Source organism: Leptolyngbya boryana PCC 6306, from assembly GCF_000353285.1.
GTDB classification, from domain to species: Bacteria; Cyanobacteriota; Cyanobacteriia; order Leptolyngbyales; family Leptolyngbyaceae; genus Leptolyngbya; species Leptolyngbya boryana.
In genome coordinates this window covers 4,291,889-4,311,080 of sequence record NZ_KB731324.1, presented here as the reverse complement: position 1 = coordinate 4,311,080, position 19,192 = coordinate 4,291,889, and the positions used below count along the sequence as shown (strand labels likewise).

Annotated in this window: 22 protein-coding genes; 5 read left to right on the top strand and 17 right to left on the bottom strand. The window is 47.1% G+C overall.

What is annotated here, in order from left to right; all coding sequences use genetic code 11:
• Positions 1-140 precede the first annotated feature (140 nt).
• The 9 genes from LEPBO_RS0121520 to LEPBO_RS0121480 form a co-directional block, all read right to left on the bottom strand.
• On the bottom strand, positions 141-1,091 hold the full coding sequence (locus LEPBO_RS0121520; RefSeq protein ID WP_017289646.1) for a F0F1 ATP synthase subunit gamma: 951 nt from the start codon (positions 1,089-1,091) through the stop codon (positions 141-143).
• Between the two features lie 141 nt (positions 1,092-1,232).
• Complete coding sequence (atpA, locus tag LEPBO_RS0121515; protein WP_017289645.1) at positions 1,233-2,750, bottom strand: F0F1 ATP synthase subunit alpha; 1,518 nt, start codon at positions 2,748-2,750, stop codon at positions 1,233-1,235.
• A 105-nt stretch (positions 2,751-2,855) separates the two neighbouring features.
• Positions 2,856-3,413: an ATP synthase F1 subunit delta gene (gene atpH / locus LEPBO_RS0121510; protein ID WP_017289644.1), complete on the bottom strand. Its 558-nt coding sequence runs from the start codon at positions 3,411-3,413 to the stop codon at positions 2,856-2,858.
• A 3-nt stretch (positions 3,414-3,416) separates the two neighbouring features.
• Positions 3,417-3,968 carry a F0F1 ATP synthase subunit B gene (locus LEPBO_RS0121505; protein WP_017289643.1) on the bottom strand — a complete coding sequence of 184 codons (552 nt, stop codon included), beginning with the start codon at positions 3,966-3,968 and terminating at the stop codon, positions 3,417-3,419.
• 86 nt (positions 3,969-4,054) lie between these two features.
• The gene (locus tag LEPBO_RS0121500) at positions 4,055-4,477 is read right to left on the bottom strand and encodes a F0F1 ATP synthase subunit B' (RefSeq protein WP_017289642.1); all 423 of its coding nucleotides are present in this window, start codon (positions 4,475-4,477) and stop codon (positions 4,055-4,057) included.
• Positions 4,478-4,558: 81 nt separating this feature from the next.
• The gene (gene atpE / locus LEPBO_RS0121495) at positions 4,559-4,804 is read right to left on the bottom strand and encodes an ATP synthase F0 subunit C (RefSeq protein ID WP_017289641.1); all 246 of its coding nucleotides are present in this window, start codon (positions 4,802-4,804) and stop codon (positions 4,559-4,561) included.
• A gap of 53 nt (positions 4,805-4,857) precedes the next feature.
• Positions 4,858-5,607: a F0F1 ATP synthase subunit A gene (gene atpB, locus LEPBO_RS0121490; RefSeq protein WP_017289640.1), complete on the bottom strand. Its 750-nt coding sequence runs from the start codon at positions 5,605-5,607 to the stop codon at positions 4,858-4,860.
• A 63-nt stretch (positions 5,608-5,670) separates the two neighbouring features.
• Positions 5,671-6,081 carry an ATP synthase subunit I gene (locus LEPBO_RS37835; protein ID WP_017289639.1) on the bottom strand — a complete coding sequence of 137 codons (411 nt, stop codon included), beginning with the start codon at positions 6,079-6,081 and terminating at the stop codon, positions 5,671-5,673.
• Between the two features lie 311 nt (positions 6,082-6,392).
• Positions 6,393-7,574 carry a class I SAM-dependent methyltransferase gene (locus tag LEPBO_RS0121480; protein ID WP_017289638.1) on the bottom strand — a complete coding sequence of 394 codons (1,182 nt, stop codon included), beginning with the start codon at positions 7,572-7,574 and terminating at the stop codon, positions 6,393-6,395.
• 135 nt (positions 7,575-7,709) lie between these two features.
• Between LEPBO_RS0121480 and LEPBO_RS0121475 the strand changes: the two genes are divergently transcribed.
• Positions 7,710-8,033, top strand: a complete 324-nt coding sequence (locus tag LEPBO_RS0121475) for a phasin family protein (RefSeq protein WP_017289637.1) — start codon at positions 7,710-7,712, stop codon at positions 8,031-8,033.
• A gap of 43 nt (positions 8,034-8,076) precedes the next feature.
• Complete coding sequence (locus LEPBO_RS0121470) at positions 8,077-8,610, top strand: FKBP-type peptidyl-prolyl cis-trans isomerase (protein WP_017289636.1); 534 nt, start codon at positions 8,077-8,079, stop codon at positions 8,608-8,610.
• A 142-nt stretch (positions 8,611-8,752) separates the two neighbouring features.
• Here the strand turns inward: LEPBO_RS0121470 and LEPBO_RS0121465 are convergent, their stop codons facing one another.
• Positions 8,753-9,535 (bottom strand): RNA polymerase sigma factor SigF, encoded by a 783-nt coding sequence (locus tag LEPBO_RS0121465; protein ID WP_026148812.1) that lies wholly within the window; start codon positions 9,533-9,535, stop codon positions 8,753-8,755.
• A gap of 314 nt (positions 9,536-9,849) precedes the next feature.
• On the opposite strand from LEPBO_RS0121465, the gene LEPBO_RS0121460 reads away from it, so the two are divergent.
• Positions 9,850-10,305 (top strand): hypothetical protein, encoded by a 456-nt coding sequence (locus tag LEPBO_RS0121460; protein ID WP_017289634.1) that lies wholly within the window; start codon positions 9,850-9,852, stop codon positions 10,303-10,305.
• A gap of 100 nt (positions 10,306-10,405) precedes the next feature.
• The gene (locus LEPBO_RS0121455) at positions 10,406-12,145 is read left to right on the top strand and encodes a hypothetical protein (RefSeq protein ID WP_225885686.1); all 1,740 of its coding nucleotides are present in this window, start codon (positions 10,406-10,408) and stop codon (positions 12,143-12,145) included.
• Between the two features lie 134 nt (positions 12,146-12,279).
• Here LEPBO_RS0121455 and LEPBO_RS0121450 read toward each other — a convergent pair whose 3' ends face one another.
• From LEPBO_RS0121450 to LEPBO_RS0121425, 6 genes are all read right to left on the bottom strand, one after another.
• Positions 12,280-12,537: a hypothetical protein gene (locus tag LEPBO_RS0121450; RefSeq protein ID WP_026148811.1), complete on the bottom strand. Its 258-nt coding sequence runs from the start codon at positions 12,535-12,537 to the stop codon at positions 12,280-12,282.
• 13 nt (positions 12,538-12,550) lie between these two features.
• A complete protein-coding gene (locus tag LEPBO_RS0121445) occupies positions 12,551-12,997 on the bottom strand; it encodes a nucleotidyltransferase domain-containing protein (RefSeq protein ID WP_036044786.1) in 447 nt (148 codons plus the stop codon).
• The gene (locus LEPBO_RS44025) at positions 12,951-13,151 is read right to left on the bottom strand and encodes a hypothetical protein (RefSeq protein WP_197693430.1); all 201 of its coding nucleotides are present in this window, start codon (positions 13,149-13,151) and stop codon (positions 12,951-12,953) included. The genes LEPBO_RS0121445 and LEPBO_RS44025 overlap by 47 nt, the downstream gene beginning before the upstream one ends.
• Positions 13,152-13,263: 112 nt before the next feature.
• Entirely contained in the window at positions 13,264-15,165 is a 1,902-nt protein-coding gene (gene dnaK / locus LEPBO_RS0121435) for a molecular chaperone DnaK (protein ID WP_017289630.1), read from the bottom strand.
• A 302-nt stretch (positions 15,166-15,467) separates the two neighbouring features.
• Positions 15,468-15,926 (bottom strand): Hsp20/alpha crystallin family protein, encoded by a 459-nt coding sequence (locus LEPBO_RS37830; RefSeq protein WP_051077883.1) that lies wholly within the window; start codon positions 15,924-15,926, stop codon positions 15,468-15,470.
• Between the two features lie 160 nt (positions 15,927-16,086).
• Positions 16,087-17,367, bottom strand: a complete 1,281-nt coding sequence (locus LEPBO_RS0121425) for a D-alanyl-D-alanine carboxypeptidase (RefSeq protein WP_026148809.1) — start codon at positions 17,365-17,367, stop codon at positions 16,087-16,089.
• Between the two features lie 46 nt (positions 17,368-17,413).
• Here LEPBO_RS0121425 and LEPBO_RS0121420 point away from each other — a divergent pair, with 46 nt between their 5' ends.
• Positions 17,414-18,061, top strand: coding sequence for a cofactor assembly of complex C subunit B (locus LEPBO_RS0121420; RefSeq protein WP_017289627.1), 648 nt, complete (start codon positions 17,414-17,416; stop codon positions 18,059-18,061).
• A 7-nt stretch (positions 18,062-18,068) separates the two neighbouring features.
• Here the strand turns inward: LEPBO_RS0121420 and LEPBO_RS0121415 are convergent, their stop codons facing one another.
• Positions 18,069-19,190, bottom strand: coding sequence for a cysteine desulfurase family protein (locus tag LEPBO_RS0121415; RefSeq protein ID WP_017289626.1), 1,122 nt, complete (start codon positions 19,188-19,190; stop codon positions 18,069-18,071).
• Between the last annotated feature and the right edge of the window lie 2 nt (positions 19,191-19,192).

Below are 19,192 nucleotides of genomic sequence, written 5' to 3'. Positions count from 1 at the left end.
TAAGTTCAACTTTTTTGAGAGGACTGAAATATTACAAACCTGCCCCTGCGTAGCGAAGCGATCAAAGGGTGCTGTATGTTAGCACGAACATAAAAAGCGTCTAGGAAAACCTAGACGCTCTCAAAGTATTTAAAACAGTTCTAGTTCAGTGCATCTGCACCCGCAACGACTTCAAGCAGTTCTTGAGTAATTGCTGCTTGACGTGCCTTGTTGTAAGACAATGTCAACGAACCAATCAAATTCTTCGCGTTATCACTCGCGTTATTCATCGCCGTCATTCGAGCCGCCAACTCACTAGCCGCCGCTTCTTGCAGCGCCCGCAGCAATTGGTTATTCAGATACAACGGCAGCAATGCGTCGAGAATTTGTACTGGATCTTGCTCGAAGATCATGTCTTGTGGGAAAGACTGAACTTCAGGAGCGGACACTCTCTCACGTTCGACTTGGAACTGACCGCCACGAGTCGTCAAGCGGAAGATCTCGTCATCTGCAACTTCCAATCCTTGCGGATCAAGCGGTAGCAGCGTTTGAACGACCGGACGAGACGCAATCAAGGAAACGAATTTCGTGTAGATTAGCTCAACTCGATCGACACTTTCCGACAAGAACTGAGATAAGACCACATCGGCGATCTGAGCTGCTTCTGCTGCGGTCGGAATCTGTTCGAGTCCAGCATAGCTTTCCACGATCGGATAATCCCGACGTTGGAAATATTGAGTTGCTTTACGACCGACAATGACCATTTTGTAGTCAATGCCTTCGGCTTTCAGTTCCTTCGCACGAATTTCAGCCCGACGGATAACGTTAGCGTTGTAGCCACCGCACAATCCGCGATCGCCCGAAATGACTAATAAACCAACAGTACCAACATCCCGCTTTCTCAACAGCGGTAAGTCAGCTTCTTCAAACTTCAATCGAGCTTGCAAGCCGTAAAGCACTTGCGCTAAGCGATCGGCAAAAGGACGAGTCGCCGTGACTTGCTCTTGTGCTCGACGCACTTTCGCGGCTGCCACAAGCCGCATTGCTTCTGTAATTTTTTTTGTGTTCTTAACCGACTGAATCCGGTCGCGAATCGCTTTTAGGTTAGGCATGATTTGAAACGATTTTAGAGGTTTAAGACGGGGTCAATCGTTTGCACCAAGCGAATTCTATTCGCCAAGGCAAAGCACAACGCCTTGATTGAAAGATTGAAATTGAGAGACTCGATCAAGCCTCTCAATTTCAGAATCGTCTTACGCAGCAGCCAACAAGGTTTGCTTCGTTTCGGTAATCGCTTCTTTCAATAGCGCTTCCGCTTCATCGGTCAATGCCTTCTGACCTTGAACGATTTCCACATACTTCGGCTTACCCGTCTTCAGGTAGTCACGCAAGTTCTTAACAAACGTCGTCACCTTATCAACTGGGATGTCATCCAAGTAGCCGTTAATTCCAGAGTAGATCACAGCAACTTGCTCAGCGACAGACAGCGGCGAGTACTGAGGCTGTTTCAGGATTTCACGTAGACGGACACCGCGAGCCAATTGGTTCTGAGTCGCTTTATCCAAGTCAGACGCAAATTGTGCAAATGCTTCCAATTCAGCGAACTGTGCAAGCTCAAGTTTCACCTTACCTGCCACTTTCTTCATCGCCTTGGTTTGCGCTGCCGATCCAACACGAGATACCGAAATACCCGCGTTTACTGCCGGACGCAGACCTGCGTTAAACAAGTCAGACGACAAGAAGATTTGACCATCGGTAATCGAAATCACGTTGGTCGGAATGTATGCCGATACGTCACCCGCTTGGGTTTCAATGATCGGCAATGCGGTCATGCTACCGCCACCCAACTCATCGCTGAGCTTCGCTGCACGCTCAAGCAAGCGAGAGTGAACGTAGAATACGTCTCCAGGATAAGCTTCACGACCCGGCGGACGACGCAGCAACAGCGACATTTGGCGATAAGCCTGAGCTTGCTTCGACAAGTCATCATAGATAACCAAGGTTGCTTTGCCTTTGTACATGAAGTACTCAGCCAAAGCTGCACCCGTGTAAGGTGCGAAGTATTGCAGAGTTGCCGGATCGTTTGCGTTTGCTGCAACAACGATCGTGTATTCCATCGCGCCACGGTCTTGCAACACTTGGACAATGTTTGCCACGGTGGAAGCTTTTTGACCCACTGCAACGTAAACGCAAATTACGTCTTCGCCAGCTTGGTTCAGAATCGTGTCAACCGCAACGGAAGTTTTTCCGGTTTGACGGTCACCAATGATCAACTCACGCTGTCCCCGACCGATTGGAATCATCGAGTCGATCGCGGTAATTCCGGTTTGCATCGGCTCACACACGGATTTCCGCGCGATGATACCGGGTGCAGGAGATTCGATTAAGCGAGTCTCGGTCGTTTGGATATCGCCCTTTCCATCAAGAGGACGCGCCAAAGCGTCAACCACACGACCAACCATAGCTTCCCCGACTGGGATTTGCGCAATTTTTCCGGTCGCCGTAACAGAGCTTCCTTCTTGAATCGAACGACCGTCGGACATCAATACCGCACCGACGTTATCTTCTTCAAGGTTCAGCGCCATACCGACAGAACCATCTTCAAATTGCACGAGTTCACCCGCCATGCACTTTTCCAAGCCATAGATCCGAGCAATCCCGTCACCGACCTGCAAGACGGTTCCGACATTTTGGACTTTCACGCCTTGATCGTACGTTTCGATCTGCTGGCGAATAATGTTGCTAATTTCGTCTGGTCTGATTGCTGCCATTGGAAACCTCTGTTAAAGGATGAGAAATGAAAAAAGGGGAATAGGAGGAGGGTAGGGAGTGGGGAGTAGGGAAACCAAATTCACAGTCCCTATTCCCCGATCTCCTTAGGTCGCACTGGTCAGGCGTAGCGTAATCCGACGCAGTTGACCACGTAGACTCGCATCAATCACCTGTGAACCAACCTTGATAATTACGCCACCAATAAGATCAGGATCGATTTTGGTTTCGATATCCACTGAACTCGCGTTGGTCAGAGCTTTCACTTTGTCGCGAACCGCATTCTTCTGATCGTCGTTCAGTTCAACCGTCGAAGTGACTTCTGCCAAAACTGCTTGCTTCAATTTCCGCAAGAGTTTCTGATATTGCTGACAGATGCCTTCGAGGAACATCACTCGTCGTCGATCGACCAGTAACATCAAGAAGTTCCGAGTAAACGGATGCACAGCTTCCCCAAAAACCTGGGCGAGCACTGCTTTCTTGAGATCACCTTTTGCCAAAGGATTCGTGATAAAAGCTTTTAAGTCTTCAGAAGCATTCAGCGTGTCGAGAATGTTCGTCACATCTTCGCCAAAGCGATCGACTAAATCATTCGACTGTCCTAAAGACATCAACGCCTGAGCGTAAGGTTCTAAAACCTCAGAGGTCAAAATACTTTCTGCCATTGATTAACCCTCGCTCAATAACGCAATACTGCGATCGACTAATCTCTGCTGCGATTCATCATTCAACCGATTTGGCAATTCGCCAGATGCGCGTTCCAGTGCCATCGCTGCCACTCGTTGACGCAATTCGTTGATGATGCGTTCTTGCTCGGAAGAAATATCCGCCGCAGCCGTTTCCCGCATCCGAACGATGTCTTGTTCAGCCTTTGCAAGAATTTCGTCTGCCGACTTCTTCGCGGCAACTTCAGCATCGGATCGAATCTTTGCTGCCTCTTGTTGAGCTTGAGCCAATTTCTGTTGCTGCTCTGCCAATGCTGCAGCAGCAGTCTTTTTCCGGCTTTCCGCTTCAGAGATTGCCTGCTCGATCGCGGCACGCCGTTCGCCCAGTGCTTTACTGAGAAAACCGCGTCCAAAATATACCACTATCGCAATAACGATGCTGAGGTTAATCAGGTTGGTTTCGAGGATATCGAAGTTTAATCCGAAACCGCCCCCCTCTGCTTCTGCCAAAATCGGATGAATCACTCCGCTGGCAAGTCGCAAATACATTTCCATGACACTTTTCCAAAACTGCGCGTTGTCTATCCCAAACCGGACGGGGAATTGTTCTCATCGGGAGCCTTGATCAACCAGCAGCCTCGTTAAATTCCAACTAATAATTTGTCTAGAATTTCACGACTTAAGGCTTCCACTTGCTGCTCTAGCGTTTGCATCGCAGCTGCTTTTTGCTGGTCTAACTCCTTCTGAGTTTGTTCCCGCTGTTGTTGTGCTTCTTGCTGTGCCGCTGCAATTTTCTGTGCCGCGATTTGGTTTGCGTCAGCTTGAGCTTTTGCGATCGCGCTTTGATAAGCCCGACGCGATTCAGCGAGTTCAGTTTCGTACTGTTTCGCTAATGCTTCTGCTTTTGCCAACCGCTCCTTCGCATCAGCTTCAGTGCCGCGAATAAAATCATTACGATCTTCAACAACCTTGGTCAAAGGCTTGAAGAACACAATGTTCAACACTGCAACCAACAGTAAAAATTGCACCGCCATCAACGGCAGCGTTGCATCAAAATCAAACATTGTAGGAAGTAAGAGCTAGAAGGACACACTCAAAACTCGGAACACAGAGTCGATTCTGTATTCCGAGTTTTGAACTCGAACTTATGCAAATGGGTTCGCAAACAAGAGAACCAACGCGATTACCAGACCGTAGATGGTCAGAGATTCCATAAACGCGAGGGTCAACAGCAACGTACCGCGAATTTTGCCTTCTGCTTCAGGCTGACGTGCAATTCCTGCAACAGCTTCTCCAGAAGCATTACCTTGACCAATACCAGGTCCAATTGCAGCAAGACCGATCGCGAGTGCAGCAGCGATGACAGAAGCAGCAGCAACGGTAGGATTCATAGTGATTTTCCTTCGATTGAATACGGTGAACAGATTCGGACAAGAAAATGCGGCTAATCGTGATGTTCGTCGCCGTGACCTTCAAGTGCTTCGTGAATGTAAGCACCTGCCAGAGTCGCAAACACCAAAGCCTGAATTGCACTGGTAAATAAACCCAGCAGCATCACAGGAAGTGGGACGAACAGCGGCACTAGAAGCACCAATACACCGACCACCAATTCATCCGCCAAGATGTTACCAAAAAGTCGGAAGCTGAGTGAAAGCGGCTTCGTGAAGTCTTCTAGAATCGCGATGGGCAGAAGAACCGGAGTAGGTTGAACGTACTTCGCAAAGTAGCCCAATCCTTTCTTACTGAAGCCTGCGTAAAAATATGCCAGCGACACCAAGAGTGCTAAAGCAACTGTGGTGTTGATGTCATTCGTGGGGGCAGCGAGTTCGCCTTCTGGTAGCTTAATCAGCTTCCAGGGAACGAGTGCGCCCGACCAGTTAGAGACAAAGATGAACAGAAACAGAGTGCCAATAAACGGAACCCAAGGACGGTACTCTTTCTCGCCTAGCTGGTTTTTTGCCAACTCACGCACAAACTCCAGCGCGTACTCCATCAGGTTCTGAATGCCTTTTGGAACGCGTTGAGCGTTACGGGTTGCGAGCAATGAAGCTCCAACCAATAGCCCGATGACGATCCAAGAGACAATAAATACCTGCCCATGAATCTTCAGATTGCCAATTTGCCAGTAGAGGTGATGACCCACTTCTAAGCTGGCGATCGGTAAAACGTTGGGAGCGTCGAGGAAATTAAGCATTTCAGTTCAGGCGGCTTTCCCCAGATTCAAGGAGCAATATTTTTTTCGCGAATTTCTATTAAGTTAGGTCTGAGTTTGTTCAGGCTTAAACAGAATCCGCAAGGTATGGACGAGTAGGGTTCCTTTATACGTTAAAAAGCCTAGAAATACAGGCAGCACATGAAGATCTTTCACTTGAGTAACGAGAACCATTACCCCAATAAAAACAGCTAAATGTGTTTTGCTGATTTTTTGCTTTTCCGTACCGAGTCGCTCTACATTTCGCGCCAATAACTTTAAGTAAACCACACCTGTACACGCTCCAATTAAATAATTCAGAGCAGTGTTGAGCGAATAGAAATACCAGACAGGGAAGAATATTAGCCCAGTCAAGATCACGGTTACGATTAGCAACTCATTTTGGAGTCGATAAAAGTCATCCATGGACTGACTTGACTCTGGTTTTTCTGTACCAGTTTGGATCGTTTCTTCCATAGCAGGCGCGGCTCCAAAGTTAGATTCACATTGTCATGATAACGATCGAATATCATTGATGTCCGAGCGATCCCCAACAATCTGAACCAGAAGCAATCATATCATGTGGAGGTAATAATACTTAATGACTTTTGACACGGGGATTTTGTCAATTGCCGATCAAAGAATTTCTACTCTGAGGGTTGTCAAAAGCGCCTGAGTGATGCTGTGAGAACGGACATCAGCCGAGAAAATCGCATTCCGGTTGAAGGGATTCATGACCGCTTGCTTGAATCGGCAGCCATGAATTCCTTCACAAACGGCAACAAATCCTACGGAGTCAGTAAGATAAGCTGCTGTTCTTGCAGCGATCGCACTTTATCGATCGAAATCGAAACCGTCGAGAGAATCTCTTGCACCGATTGTGTCTGATTACCATCGCAAGCCTTCAAAAATTCAAACTCATCTTCAGCCAGATTGATGATTTGGTAATCGTAATTAAACAAGCAGCGGCTTTCCCATCCGTCCATACAAGGACTGCGTTCAGGAATCGCCTGTAAAAGGGCTTCATCCGAACTCCAATCTGATTTTGGTAATTCCCCTCGACTCAAGAAGAATTCGTAATGCGTCACCGACTCTGGATCAAGGAGTTCAATTAAGCGATATCTTTCTTGATCGCTCAACTGATCCGCCCGTTCCAGCAAGTCCGGCTGATTGAACAGTCGCGATGCCTCCCACTGACGCGGATTTGAGAAGCCTAAAAAATTCAATCCAGACGCATCAATCAACTCAAACAGCGTGTGAATGTTGTAATCGACTTCACGCGGATGGACATACATGTCGGCAAAACACTCATCGCGCGTATTCTCCATCGACCAGCGCTCTTGTTCTCGGCGCACCAGACGATTGTTTGGAGGCAAGGACGCAAAAATCTGCCGCCCGATCGCTACGCCTTCGCGATAGTCGGATCGATCCGATTGCAAAAGCTTAATCGCTTCTTGCATCAGTTGAATTTCATATCGTCCCAATTCTGAATACACAAAAATGTGCATCAATCCACCCGGCGCAAGTTTGGTTGCCAAGGATTGAATCCCTCGGTTTGGATCGGGTAAATGGTGCAATACGCCCACGCAATTAATTAAATCGAACTGACCGGAAAGTTGATTGGCATCGTAGAGACTGAGGTGATGAAACTCAACACGATCGGCTCCCGATCTCTGACAGCGCTCTCGCGCAACGGTTAACGCCCCTGCACTCAAATCAATCCCCGTCACCTGAGCGTGAGGATTCAAATGCACAAGATATTCTGTGCCAACGCCTGTTCCACATCCCGCATCTAAAATCCGGACATCTTGGCGTTTCGGTTTCTGTCCGGTACAAAAACTATACGCAGCCAGCCAATTCCAGCGCCAGTTGTAGCCGGGTGGTGGCTCATCTAATAAAGGCTCTGGTGGAAAAGGGTAGGTGTTATAAAGTGCGGCAACTGCAGCACTAATGGTTTGAGAATCTGACATAAAATTCGCGAAAATCACAGCAAGCGTGTATTTCTAGTGTCGCACTGGATGGACGCAGACGGGAAACCGTCCTGTTGCGGATTAACAAGGATTTGCCAGAATGAATGCAGCCACGATCGACGAACGACTAAAAATATGGATAACAACAATTGGATCACGCAACTGCTGATGCTCGGTGTGGGCACAACGTCTTTGGTCGCTGAAAAACTCAAAGAAGTTGGGGATCAGTGGGTGAAAGAGGGCAAACTCAATCCCGATCAGGCAAAAGGCTTCGTCGATGATCTGATGAATCAACTGAAAACCGAGCAGGGCGGATTTGAAGCCCAGTTTCAGCGGCAGCTTCGCAACATGCTGATGGATTTGGGTGTGCCTCGCCAGAACGAAATGGATGAATTGCGCGGCAGACTCGATCGCTTAGAGCGACAGGTGCGAGATTTAGAAAATAAGCTCTGGAAATGAGAATCAGTGTGAAAATTGAAAAGCACATTCAAGAAAACTGATCATGAGAGAGATTTTGATCAGCTTCGGCGTCATGGTGGCTTGTATTGCGGTGCTGGTCGTGGCACAGATTACGGGAGGTTCTCGTGATAGCGCGATCGCTGCTGAAATGCCTAAGACCGAAGCTGCTCCTGTAGTTCAAGTAGCACAAGCTGCTGATTTAAAACCGATGACAACTCCGAATCCTGCTGAATCGAAAGAACCGACCGAAACTGCGTCTGGTCTGAAATATGTTGATGTGGTTGAAGGAACAGGCGAGACTCCTGAAGTGGGTCAACTCGTGACGGTTCATTACACGGGAACGTTAAAAGACGGCACGAAGTTTGATAGTTCTCGCGATCGCGGTCAGCCTTTCAAATTCAAAATTGGCGTAGGGCAGGTGATCAAAGGCTGGGATGAAGGCGTTGGCTCAATGAAAGTGGGCGGTCGTCGCACTTTAGAAATTCCACCCGATTTGGGGTATGGAAGTCGAGGCATTGGCCCGATTCCACCAAATTCGACGCTATTTTTTGATGTGGAATTGCTCAAGGTTGGCTAGATTTTTTAATTGAGCGATCGTCTAAGCTCTCTGATTTATTGAAAATCAGAGAGCTTACTTTTATTGAAATCTTGCAAGACAAGAAACGCCGGATTGATTCAATCCGGCGACTCGATAGATGAAAAATTTGGCTGTCAATTTCTTAGGGATCGCTCTGCATCACTTGAGGATGCAGCAATCCGACCATTTGTTGAATTCCGCGATGAATCCGGCGAGTCACCGTCATCGGGCTGACTCCAATCTGTTCTGCGACTTCTTTACGCGATAAATCATGTAAGAACACATATTCGATCGCTTGGCGGGTCTTATCTTCAAGCTGATTTAAGGCGCGTTGTAATTGCTGGCGGTCTTCTTCGAGCACTTGGAGGGCTTGATATCTGACATCGGGTAAGGTGTCGCCCAATGTCATCGGAGAATCTAACTGCTGACACACGGTTGCGTCTAAACTCAGCGGTAATCGGTTCTTTGCAGCCAGTTTGCTCTCGCGCCATTCGTTCACCGACACTTTTAATACATCTGCAATCTCTTCGTCACTGGGTTGCCGTCCGAAGGCTTCCATTAATTGTTCGCGGACTCGTTGCCCTTCTTTATTCAATTGCTGCCAGCGACGGGGAATTTTGACGGTTCCAGCACGATCGCGTAAGAAGTGAAGCATTTCGCCTCGAATATACGGTACGGCGAACGAACTGAACGCGCATCCTTGATTGGGATTAAACCGTTCGATCGCTCGAATCAGCCCTAAATATCCAATCTGTTCGAGGTCTTCATAGGGTTCTGCACATTGATGACTCACCCGATGAGCGATTTTCCGCACTAAACCTGCATTCATCTGCACCAACTGGTTTCGCAGTCTTACCGAGGGGTTTTGGTGATACGAAACTAACAGTTCCATTCCACGGGAGCGTAAAGAAGATTGAGTTGCCATCATCTACCACAAGGTCAAAGTTCACATCAGCGTTGAGCTTATTTTCTGTATAGAAATGGTTTCAAGCCATCGTCGATATACGGTACTGATCGAGTTTCTTCTGGTATGAATTCGGCAGAAATACGCAAGATCTCAATCCTTTGTATAGAGGGCATTTCGACTAATTTAGGGCTGTGATCTGTGTCATATTTCGGATGTGATTGTACTCATCCAAAAGTGTGATTTATATCTCTTCTTTTAGATGAGGAAATACATTTTTAATAACTTTATTTTGAATGTCATAACTCGGCTGAAACATAGCAGGAATAACAATTATGGCAACCCAAAAAGACAAAAAATCACAAAAAGAAATGGATTCTTCTAAGTTAGAAAAAGAGCAAAATTCGGCTCAACAAACAAGCGGAGGATCAGATCTCGATAATGCTCCCGATGTCGAATCTTTGACAGAGATTCTACACGGAGATCCTACGGAGATCGAATCCAATGAAGCGATCGATTCGATCGATGAATGGGTGGATTTTCTCAAAGGTCACAAGGAGGACAATATCAAAGAGTTGTCTGCATCTTTGAAGGAACTGAAAAAACTCTTGAGGGGCAAAAAGTCTGATGGAAGTGAAATTGCGGAGGTGCTAGAGACGCTTGGCGAGCAAACGAATGCGATCGGAGATGAAGCGGCTCGCGGTGTGAAAGGGCCTCTGCACACCTTGGGCAAGGCGTTAATTACGTTCAGCCACAAGATCGAACGCACGGCTGCAAAAGATGAGGAATAGTCTGCTGATAAACGCTCTGAAGTCTGTCTAAAACTTGCGAGCAGCGAGATTGGACGAATGTAAGTTCAATCTCGCTGCCTCGTTTGTAAGATTTTCTAGCGTGGGTAATCTAGACGAGCGATCGTTAACGAGTATTTCACGCCATATGGATCATCGTAAGCTTCAGAATCAGCACTTTACTGCTCTCAAGGAGAAGTATCAAGTTGAGCATAACCAATCTGCTGAACCGGACATTTTTCTATATTTCATTCTTAGGAAAGCTGAGTTAGGGATTCAGATTACAGAGATAGAGTTTCAATGGCTCATTGAGAATCGCTTCACTAAAACCGCTGGCATCATTGATTTGCAGCAATACAAAACCGAAGAGCTACAAAGACTAGAAGCTGAACTTTTGCGGCTCCGAGTTCGCTATTGTATTCCAGAAGATGCAGAGCTTACGATCGCAAATCCCATCAGTTCACTGCTTTGGAAAGTAGAATCCGGAGGTGTCATTTCAGCTTCGGAGTTAGAACTTCTCAATCATGATGCTCTTGTAGATACAAAGAAAGTGATTCAGGAAGTTTTGCAGTTTTCGCAACTCAAAGTGACCTACAAAGCGGCAAAATATCTTGATCGTCTCCCAGAGGAGCCTCTCTTCTCAATTCTGAAAAAACTGGATGTTCGTGAACAGTTAACTGATGCTGAAGCAGATTGGCTTTTAGCTCATGATTTCTATGAAACATTAGACATTTATTGGCAGCAGGAAAACGAGAGAAAAGCTGAACGCGAGTTTTCAGTGCTTAAGGCAAAATACCAAGTTGAGGCGCATCCGGATACTTCTATTTCTAGTCCGCTCTATACCATTCTCAAGAAGTTGGACGCAGAAGAGGCGCTAGTCAATCGGGAATGCAAATGGCTAAGCAAGCAAAATCTGAACACGCTCGTCACTCTTGCACAGCATCATAAAGATAAAATTCTTTTTGCATCACTGAAATCGAAGTATCAAGCAACTCAGTGCGAGAGTTCAGAGCCTACTAATCCTTTGTTCCTGATTTTGAAACGTCTTGAGGCACTCAATTCAGAAACCTCTATGCGGAACTGGGATTCCCAAGTTATTGCAGGAGACATTCAATGGCTATCAGATCAAGGATTGGCTGGAACAGCACAGATACTGATACAGACGCATTTCAGGATGTTAAAAACAAAATATCGAATTTTCGGAGCATTAGCGATCGAGCCATTCTACGAAATCATGCTCAGATTGGAGCGAGGAGAACGACTTGACCCAAAACAAGTTGTGCAACTTATTGAAGAAGGTCGTCTTTCTCGAACTGGCAACATTGCGATCGCTCACTATCGATTAGAAGCTATTTTCTATGAGAAAGAATACCGACGTACTGGAAATCGATGGAATCTAGCAAGTGCAAGTAGTAATTGGCGCAAAGCAGGTAAACCTGAAAAAGCGTTACAGGTGACAGAAACTCTGAATTGGGACAAAGTAAAAGAACTAGACTTGAAAGCAGCTTTGCTCGTTACAAGAGGAGCAGCTTTCCGCGATTTGGAACAGCTAGATGAGGCAGAACAGTGTGCAACAAAAGCTATGGAATACCAACCGGAGAGTCATCAGCCTTTCACCTTAATGGGCGCTTTGTCCTACGATCGAGGTAACTATACTCAGGGCGATGATTGGTTTGAAATGGCAGTAGAGCGTGGAGCGACTGATACAGACAATGAAATTGAAAAAATTGTCAGGATGACGAAACAGAAGGAAAAACGCCGAGAAGTTGTCGAGTATCTTCTCAATAAAGATCCAGACCGCTACAAATGGGCGAAGGTCTATCTTAAACCAGAGTCACTTTAGGAGCGACGAGCACGAAGGTACGTTATACATTCAGAGATTTGACAGGCTTAGATGTTGCTAACTGAACATATTCTTTAGATGCTTAAAAAAGCTGGTAGTCTCCTATGAGTGGAGCTACCAGCTTCATTTCTCAATCAACTAGAGAACTTACTTCGACTCGGTGAAGTCAGCATCGATGACATCATCGTCACCCGAGGTCGAACCACCGCCACCAGCACTTGCACCTGGATCAGCGCCAGGAGCTTCGCCGCCTGCTTGCTGATAGAGGTTTTGGCTAATGCCGTATAAGGACTGTTGCAGGTCGGTCTGGAGAGACTTGATTCTATCGAAGTCTTCAGCAGCGATGCCCTAGTAAGAATTTTCTGAAGGCTTGCCTGATTCGTAGAAATCATAAATGTTCTTCAATCAGTCTCCACTTTCAAGCTTTTCCAAATCAGCTAAATCCTGTAACCGTCCTGATGCTTTCTTATTCCGCTTCAGATTCTCCAAGTCGATAAAATTGACTATGACTCCATCAACTTCGATTTCAGACCTTGTACGAAAACAAGTCGCAAAATCCACACCATCTGGCGTTGTAATCATATCAATCCGATTGGGTGGATATCCGAGTTGAATCACTTGATCCGAAGTTAGAAAATCTTCAACGGTTAAATTCAGGGAACCAAAACCGAACTGTTGCAATGCCTGCATGATATTAGTTGCATTCTCCTGGGTCATCTCAATCCAGACATCCAAATCCTTTGTGTAGCGAGGATGCCCGTAAATTGCAACTGCATAGCCGCCCACAACTAGATATCGAACCTGATTATCGTTTAATGATTGTATAAACTCTCTGAAGTCTTGGTTCAGCATCACCGTATTTCCAGAGATGGTACTCTCGACGAATCTCTTCTAATGCATTGATTCTCGCCTGAAAAGATTGAGTTTGCCAATAAGCAATATCTTGGTTTGGCGCTCTCATGCTTGTCTTTACAACTGGCATTGATCGACGAGGAGAATCTTGCATAAGCTTATGTCAATGTTATCTGCATTATACAAGAGGTCAGCTCAAGCTATAAAAAAGCTGGTAGCTCCAGCAAAGGGAACTACCAGCCTCATTTCTCAATCAACTCGAGAACTTACTTCGACTCGGTGAAGTCAGCATCGATGACATCATCGCCACCCGAGGTCGAACCACCGCCAGCACTTGCACCTGGATCAGCGCCAGGAGCTTCGCCGCCTGCTTGCTGATAGAGGTTTTGGCTAATGCCGTATAAGGACTGTTGCAGGTCGGTCTGGAGAGACTTAATTCTGTCGAAGTCTTCAGCAGCGATCGCATCTCTGAGATCCTTGACCAATCCTTCAACTTTAGTCTTATCATCGGCAGGGACTTTATCGCCTAGCTCGCTGATTTGCTTCTCAGCTTGGTATGCCAAGGAATCTGCTTGGTTCTTGAGATCAATCCGCTCACGACGTTCTTTATCGGTCGAAGCATTTTGCTCAGCATCGCGTACCATCCGTTCAACATCATCTTTCGGTAAGGTTGAAGCTCCGGTAATGCTGATCGATTGTTCTTTACCTGTGCCCTTATCTTTCGCAGAGACAGTCAAGATACCGTTCGCATCAATGTCGAAGGTGACTTCGATTTGAGGAACGCCACGGGGAGCGGGAGGAATTCCATCCAGACGGAAGGTTCCAAGGCTCTTGTTGTCGTTCGACATTTCGCGCTCACCTTGCAGCACATGGATTTCTACATTGCTTTGTCCATCGACTGCGGTTGAGAATACTTCCGATTTCTTGGTCGGAATCGTGGTGTTGCGAGGAATGATTTTGGTCATCACACCGCCCAAGGTTTCAACACCCAAGGACAACGGCGATACGTCGAGCAAGAGAATGTCTTTAACTTCACCTGCCAAGACACCTGCTTGAATTGCTGCACCAATTGCAACCACTTCATCTGGGTTCACGGTTTGGTTCGGATCTTTGCCCAAGACGCGTTTTACAACTTCCTGGACTGCGGGAATCCGGGTCGAACCTCCGACGAGGACGACTTCATCGATCTTGCTCTTGTCGAGCTTCGAGTCGCGGAGTGCAGTTTCAACCGGGATGCGGCAGCGATCGATGAGATCCGCACACAATTCCTCAAACTTCGCACGAGTCAACGTGGTATCGAGGTGCTTCGGCCCATCTTGAGTTGCAGTGATAAACGGGAGGTTAATATCCGCTTGAGTCACGCTCGACAGTTCGATTTTTGCTTTCTCAGCCGCTTCAGTCAAACGCTGAAGTGCTTGCTTATCTTTGCGGAGGTCAATGCCTTCTGCACGGGCAAAACCATCAGCTAAGAAATCTACGATCTTTTTATCGAAGTCGTCTCCACCTAAGTGAGTGTCTCCAGAAGTTGCGAGTACTTCAAATACACCGTCGCCCACTTCGAGGATCGATACGTCAAACGTACCACCACCTAAGTCAAACACGAGGATTGTTTCGTTGCTCTTCTTGTCAAGACCGTATGCGAGAGATGCAGCAGTCGGCTCGTTAATAATTCGGAGCACTTCTAGACCTGCAATTTTCCCTGCGTCTTTGGTTGCCTGTCGCTGAGAGTCGTTAAAGTAAGCGGGAACTGTGATCACCGCTTGGGTCACATCTTCGCCGAGGTACTTACTTGCGTCTTCTTTCAGCTTCCGGAGGACTTGAGCAGAGATTTCTTCCGGTGCAAATTGCTTGCCTTGGGCGGTGCAATCGAGTTTAACGTTTCCGCCAACGTTCAGGACTTTATAAGCAACTTCTGTTGCTTCATGGGTCACTTCGTCAAATCTGCGACCGATAAACCGTTTGACCGAGTAGAACGTATTCTCTGGGTTCATGACGGCTTGGCGCTTGGCAATTTGACCAACTAAGCGATCGCCATTTTTTGCGTAACCGACGACTGAGGGGGTCGTGCGAAATCCTTCCGCGTTTGCGATTACAGTGGGTTTACCACCTTCCATCACAGCGACACACGAGTTTGTCGTTCCTAAGTCAATTCCAACAACTTTTGCCATATGGGTGCTTCGGCTCCATCACTTAATCAATGCGGTTCGGGGTAGGGGACTGGCGCAAGTGCCAGAATTTATATCGGGGCGGCGGGACTCAAACGGGTAATTTTCAGTTCAGTGCCACCAAAGCATTCCATCCCCTACCTAATATACTGTTCGGGTTCTGGCGTTCCATGAAGGGGTATTTACCGTACCTACCGAACCATTTCGGGGACGGTTGAGGGGGAGTAGGGAGTGGGGGGTGGGGAGATGGGGAGAATCAAAATTGCGCTTCTTGCTCCCTATCTCCCTGTCTCCCAAGCCCACCTTTAGGAGTTCCAAACGTCTGCCGTTTCTTCAGCTTGCGCTTCTGATTCGACGAGATTGAGTTTGACGATCGTGGGTTTCACGGCTTGTAGACGAGGTAGGGTGAGGGTCAAGATACCGTCTTTCAATTCAGCCTTGGCTTGATCGTTTTGCACAGGTGCAGGCAGCGAAATCACGCGGCGGAATTTGCCATAACGGAATTCAGAACGGAGTCCTTTGGCTTCTGTCGCTTCTAATTTGTGCTCGCCTGAGATCGAAACGGTGTCTTGTCCGATTTGGACATCAACGTCTTTGGCAGCGATACCAGGAAGTTGAGCACGAAGGATGAATTCGGCTTCTGTCGCAGTGAATTCGATCGCAGGCGACCAAGTGGTTTCGCGAGTCGGCATCAGTTCGCTGAAGAGTTGATTAAACTGACGACGTGCCATTTCCATTTCTTGCAAACGAGTAGAAGTCATCATGGCGGTTACCTTGTTTAGAGAGAGTAGCGTTCTGTGTTTCGATGTTTCTAATTTAGGAGGAATCAAGGTTAGGCGCATTGGGGCAAACCGGAAGCCAAAGGTTGGGGTTGCCGCCACGGATAAAATTCACAGGTACGGTGAACCGTCGAAGCGGTTGGGTTTACCCTCGCTGAACGACCTCAATGCGTTGTGCTGATGGCGTTTTCTTTAACCACGGACTCGGCTGAACCACAGTTGCATCGATGTTTGCACCCCATACTTTCTGCAAAGCTTGCAGGAGTAAATCTTGTTGATATCGCAGTTCCAGAATGTCAGTGCCGCGATTGATCACCGCGAAATAGATCAAACCGCGATCGCGAGTTGGTAACACTCCTGCTAGAGCGCTCACTTCTCTGAGAGTTCCGGTTTTAATGACGGCGTGTTCTGGCACTGAGCGATCTTCTAGGGTTCCGTTGCGATCGATACCGGAAGCCGGGAAGAAATCAGCGATCGACAAGTTTAATGGATACAGAGTACGATCGAGGGCTGCAAACATGGCACAAGCTGCATGAGGAGAGATGCGATTTTCAACTCCGAGTCCAGACCCATTTGCTAGCAAGAGTTCATTGGGTGAAACGTTTGCGGCTGAAGATGCTTTTTCAATCACAGTCTTCACGCCTCCTAAGTTATTTGCTAGCATCTGCGCCATCTCATTTTGGCTATGAACATTGAGATGTTTGAGCACATGCACTAAAGGTAGCGATCGATGTTTTAACAAAATAGTCGGTTGGTTAGCCGCTCCAGTTCTGACTTTTCCTTTGATTTCAATGGTTGGACGTTTTCCTGAAACTTCCCCAAATTCATCACGAATGTCAGAATCCCACGTTTTTGAGTTGAGTGCTTGTTTGAGCAGTTCACCGGACTGCAGAGTGCTCTCTCGAAAGTTGAGCATAAAGCTACCTGTGATAACTAAATCTCCTGTCACACGAGTAATTCCAAGTTGATTTAAGGCATTGCCAAGCGCGATCGCATCTTCCCAGACAAACAGAGGATCACCACCACCTTGAATGACTAAATCCCCCTGTAACACACCATTTTCAATGGCTCCAGTTGTACCGATCAGCGTCTCAAATTGGTGATCGACTCCCCAAGTCTGTAAGGCTGCCAGCGAAGTTGCAACTTTGGTCAGAGAAGCTGCTGGCACAGGAGTTGTACCTTGATTGCTAAGCAGCAGATTCGCGCCAGATTGCAGCCAAATTCCTTGCTCATTCGCCTTTAATCCTTGGCTGTTGAGGAATTTCAGATAATCTTTGACCACTTTTTCTGCATCTGGATCGCTCGCCTGCCAGAATGGAGTCTGAACCGTGACGCGATCGAGCATTTCGCTCGGATCAAATGAGGTGGGTAATCCCGCCATTTTCAGCCACCCTGACAGTAATCCTGCACTCAACAGATCCAGCAAATCACATCCTCCTGTACGGTTAAAGAATATTGCTCAACTAAGTCCTATGGCAAAGTCTGATCCGAATCGAATTTTACGCCTTTTACCGATCGCAGTTGGCGTTTTGGGTGGAAGTTTGTTGTTTACGAATCGAATTCTCACCCCTGCTCTCACTGATTCTCAAGCGCGATCGGATGCCTTGGGTGTGATTTTGAGCGCGATTCTGATTTTGACGGGCTTAATCTGGCAGCAAATCCAGCCTCGTACACCTGATAGTGTCGAATTAATCGGTGAAGAAGGGTTTGATCTCGATCCAGACTTACCGGAAGCTGTAAAGACTGAGTTAGCATGGGCTTCTCATATTCTGCTGACGAATACGGTAACGCGATCGCTGATTGTTTTCTATCGCGGCAAAGTGCTGCTGCGTCGTGGCATTCTTAGCCCTGTGAAAGAGGTAAAACCGGGCGCAATCTTAGCGCGAGTTCTCGAGAAGCAAAAACCGATTTATCTCGTCGCACTCAATGTTTATCCTGGCAAGATTGAGTTTGACTATCTGCCCGAAAATACGCAGGGTGTGATTTGTCAGCCCATCGGTAAAGAAGGCGTTTTGATTTTAGGAGCGAATGCACCTCGAAGCTTTACCAAGCAAGATGAAAATTGGGTGAGTGCGATCGCGGAAAAACTCGATTACAGCTTGAGCCAATTATCAATTTGAAGGAGTGCTAGCTTCGTAACGCTTTGACAGTCTGCAAAACACATTGTGCTGCTTGATCAATGTCTGCCTCTGTATTGAATCTGCCAATGCCAAATCGGATCGAAGCAAAGGCTAATTCATCAGGGACACCGATCGCGGTTAAAACATGGGAAGGTTCAATTTTTGCAGAGGTACAAGCAGAACCGGATGAAACCGCGATCGTGGATTGCACTCCGAGGATGAGAGCTTGTCCATCGACATTCTCAATGCTGATATTTAGGTTTCCGGGAAGACGTTGAGTGGGATGTCCGTTGAGATGGATGCCTTCAATGTTCAACTGCTGCCATAAGCGATCGCGCAGGACTCGAATTTTTTCTTCTGGTTCAGCAAGCTCGATCGCTTTACCGAGTCCGACAATTTGAGGCGTGTACAGTGTTCCCGATCGCATTCCTCGCTCATGTCCGCCTCCATGTAACTGGGCAGAGAGTTGAACTCGCGGATTTTTGCGCCGAACATACAAAGCTCCAATGCCTTTAGGTGCATAGAGCTTGTGCCCTGTAATCGACATGAGATCAATATTTTTCACAGTCAGGGGAATTTTACCAATGGCCTGTGCTGCATCGGTGTGAAACAGGACATTGCGACTATGACAAAGTTCGCCAATCTGATCAATCGGTTGAATGACTCCGATTTCATTATTTGCAGCCATAATCGAGACTAGAATTGTATCTTCTCGCATGGCTTTTTCGAGTTCTTCTAGATCAATTAAGCCAAAGCGATCGACTCCTAAGTAAGTCACTTCAAATCCAAGCGATTCTAAATACCGGCAAGGATCTAATACTGCATTGTGCTCAGTTTGAACCGTGATAATATGTCGTCCTTGGCTAAAGTAAGCTTCTGCAACGCCTTTGATGGCTAAATTATTTGCTTCAGTTGCACCGCTAGTAAAAATAATTTCTTCTGGAGTTGCGCCTATCTTATCGGCGATGATTTCTCGTGCTTGTTTGACAGCGGCTTCTGCTTCCCATCCGTACGCATGAGTCACACTCGCAGGATTGCCGTAATGCTCAGTGAAGTAGGGAAGCATTGCGGCTAAAACGCGATCGTCTACTCGTGTGGTTGAATGATTATCGAGATAAATGGGACGCATGA